Origin of the sequence: Pontibacter mangrovi (assembly GCF_006385705.1) — a bacterium.
GTDB classification, from domain to species: domain Bacteria; phylum Bacteroidota; class Bacteroidia; order Cytophagales; family Hymenobacteraceae; genus Pontibacter; species Pontibacter mangrovi.
The window spans coordinates 1-1,758 of the sequence record NZ_VFRQ01000026.1 but is presented as its reverse complement, the minus strand read 5'-3'; the positions used below and the strand labels follow the sequence as shown (position 1 = coordinate 1,758).

The 1,758-nt window shown below is 38.3% G+C and carries 1 protein-coding gene; it reads left to right on the top strand.

The genetic code is table 11. From position 1 onward, the window contains the following. The first annotated feature begins 952 nt into the window (after window positions 1-952). The gene (locus tag FJM65_RS21055; RefSeq protein WP_140624342.1) at window positions 953-1,618 is read left to right on the top strand and encodes a DUF3885 domain-containing protein; all 666 of its coding nucleotides are present in this window, start codon (window positions 953-955) and stop codon (window positions 1,616-1,618) included. The last annotated feature ends 140 nt before the right edge of the window (window positions 1,619-1,758 follow it).

Sequence of the window (1,758 nt, the reverse complement as noted above, 5' to 3'; positions counted from 1 at the left end):
CAACCTCGACCAACACTGTCTAGATGCCATTGGAGGAACTTGCAGAGCACAGCGATCCTCCAACGAAACACCATCTAGACTAATCGTTGGCGTACATTTAAAGTATAAAATGCGCAAAAGATTGAAAAGAATATAAATTAGAGATAATGGGGCTTTTTCTCGGAATAATATTGCCGCTACTCTTAATCATACTTCCAATAATTATTTTGCTTGTGATTGGAAGGAAAAGAAATAAAATAGGACGGGTAAAGTTTGGCTTGGCTATTCTATGCTGTTCCTTTTTAGGTTTTGTAGTGCCAATACTTGCGACTTATCTTTCAGCGACAGGACTCATGTACAACTTCGGACCTGATGACCCGAAATGTGTAACAGGAGCTGGAGTCTTTTTATTCTTTGGTTACCTGATTAATATAATTGGACTACCGATTACAGGTATAGCTCTTTTCCCATCGAAACAAGTAAGTTAAGTATAAGCCTATAAATAAAAACGCACCGCCAACAAAGTATAAACACCATCATCGGCCGACGGCCTTGCCGTTGTTTATACGAGCCGTTCGCTGTAATGGCAAAGACAAAAAAGAAAAAGAGGTAATATTTATTCAAATAGACTGAACGGCAGTGACTAAAATAATAGTATTTAATTTCATAGTCTTAATTATCATAGTCATTGCTTTCTTCTTGACGGCATTTCTTTTAGGTTATGGGGCGAACAACAGTTATGCTGGTGCGACTTGGCGGTTGTACCTTGGATTTGTTATTGCACATTTACTAATTAACTTTTCAATCCTGCATAATAGAGGAAAATCATCCAAACAGTTTATTGCAGCTACATATATATGTATACTGTTAGTATACTTAGTCTTCGGATCATTTAATCGGTAAGGCTAAAATGAAAAACCTCTTCAGCCAAAAAAGTTCATAGTTTAGGCTGCGGCAATGCCTTTCCCATACTATGCACGAACACGTTATAGCCCATTTGTATATTATAGAAGTGACCATAAAACAAGAATATAAACAGTTCTTAGAAGAGAACTTCAATGGGCTTAAAATAAAAATGCCTCTGTTTTACAACTGGGAGAATAGTTTGCGCTTTGACCTGCAAGTCGGGGATACAAATACAGAAGAGTACTTTAAAGAAGTCAATAAGCGTTCCACAGCTTTATTTAGGGCTTCATTTAGTGAAACTGACAAAGTTTTTATAGTTCTCAACCAATACAAAATAAAGAGAAGTAAAATCAGGTCTTCAAACTATGCCTTTAAGCAAATTGCAGCACTCAAGAAGAGTGAAGTTGACTACTCAACTGTAAGGCAACTATATGAACCTGATGATATGTGGAACCGGGCTATATCAAAAGTTGCCATAAACAGTATTAATTATGAGAATATTCTAAAGGCTATTGCAAACACAGACTTCTCAAGAGAACCAAGAATCGATAGTCAAATATTCTTTATAAATATAGACAAAAAGCTTCTGTTCAACATGTATGATGACCGTGGGTTGGATATAGCGGCAAAAGACATAGAAACGTTAAGACCGCTTTACACCGAGTTCAACACATGGTTACTTGACTATGACAGAAGTGTTATTGACCAAAGAATGAAGAAAAACAAGCTATAATCGTGTAGACGGCCCCGCCAGCGTTAGCTGACGGGGAGCGCCTCACAGTCGAGTAGCGCAAGGGAACCTCCCCCTTACGCCCTCACAGAACCGTGCGTAAGACTCTCGCCTTACACGGCTCCTATTATCCAACCTTCACG